A 1,530-nucleotide genomic window follows, 5' to 3' on the forward strand; every position below is an offset into this window, starting at 1 on the left:
AGGACAGCTCGTCGACGTACCGGTTCCAGTCGACCCACTTGGACTGGCGCACGGAGACCCCGTTGACGGAGTCGTCGATGGTGAAGTTGTTCTCCTTCAGGGCGCTGTAATTGGCCGTGTTGGTGATGAAGCCGTGCACGTCGGCGGGCGTGGCCGGATCGGCGACCGGGCGCGCTCCCGTACGTAGGACGCGGTGATGGGCGGCGAGGACCCGGTCCTCGCCGCCCATCACCCTTGGGCGGGGGCTACAGCGCCGGGTAGGCGTTCTTCATGAGCTCCTGGAACTGGGCGGAGAACCAGCGTCCCGACAGCGGGGCGTCGGGCAGTGCGCCCGAGAGGTGATTGCCGTTACGGGGGTTGCCCGTGTACGTCGGGTCGCACATCCGGTCGAAGCCCTTGCCCTCGTTGTTCGGGATCGCGCTGCTGGAGCCGTCGGACTCACCCGGCGGCTTCATCCACACATACGCGTCGATCCCGGCGGCCGGGGCGGCCTGCGGGCGCTCGCCCAGACCCGCCCCCGCCTGGTTGCACCAGTTGCCGATGTGGATGCGCCGGTCGTAACGGCCGCCCTCCACATAGGTGTCCACCGTGGTCTTGGCGCCCGGCCCGGCGGGCCTGGCGGTGCCGCCCCAGCCGTTGCGCGAGGTGTCGATCAGCATGCCGATCCCGGGGTCGAAGCCGACCGAGACCAGCTTGGCGCGGAACGCCTGCGCGAAGGACAGCTCGTCGACGTACCGGTTCCAGTCGACCCACTTGGACTGGCGCACGGAGACCCCGTTGACGGAGTCGTCGATGGTGAAGTTGTTCTCCTTCAGGGCGCTGTAATTGGCCGTGTTGGTGATGAAGCCGTGCACGTCGGCGGGCGTGGCGCCCTCGGCCGTCGCGGCCTTCTTGAACATGTCCGCGGAGGGCCCGAAGTTGTCGTCCCAGCCGAGCCAGCCGTGGTGGCCCGCGTCCACGTAGTTGTACACGTTGGGCACGGCACCGAGCTTGTGCAGCGCGTAGCCGACGCCCTTGACGTAGTTGCCGTTGGCCAGCATGGTGTCGCACTGCGGGGTGGCCGTGGCGCGGCTGCCGGTGTTGGTGACGAGGTTGGGCAGCGAGTCGATCTCGACCGCGGTGACGATCCGCAGACCGGCGTACTTGCTGTCCGCGAGGATCGCGGCGATCGGGTCGATGAACTGCGTCTTGTACTTGTCGATCTCGGTGGGGCCGAGTTCACCGTTGGAGGCGAGCGCGGAGCAGTCGCGGCCCGGCAGGTCGTACACGACCAGCTGGACCACCATCTCGCCGCTGCCCTTCTGCTTCAGGGCCTCGTCCAGGTGGGCGCGCAGCCCCATCTTCCCGTCGGCTCCGGCGATCGCGGCGATGCGGTCGAGCCAGATCCCGGTGGGCTGGTTGGAGACCCGGGTGCCGCCGGGTTCGGCGGCTGCGTTCGCGGACCACTCCGGGTTCACGTACACCTTGGCCCCCGCGTACGGGTTGTCCACGCGGTTGCCGGCCGGGGGAGTGGTGGGTGGAGTGGTGGGC

Annotated in this window: 1 protein-coding gene and 1 pseudogene; both read right to left on the reverse strand. The window is 68.9% G+C overall.

The window, feature by feature from the left end:
• Positions 1-229 (reverse strand): annotated as a pseudogene (locus tag ACJA3G_RS36755) (hypothetical protein); the annotation flags it as partial.
• A 16-nt stretch (positions 230-245) separates the two neighbouring features.
• Positions 246-1,530: glycoside hydrolase family 6 protein (locus ACJA3G_RS36760; protein WP_406557356.1), on the reverse strand; the 1,285-nt coding region annotated here is incomplete at its 5' end.

The organism is Streptomyces sp. YS-3, from assembly GCF_045257485.1.
GTDB lineage: Bacteria > Actinomycetota > Actinomycetes > Streptomycetales > Streptomycetaceae > Streptomyces.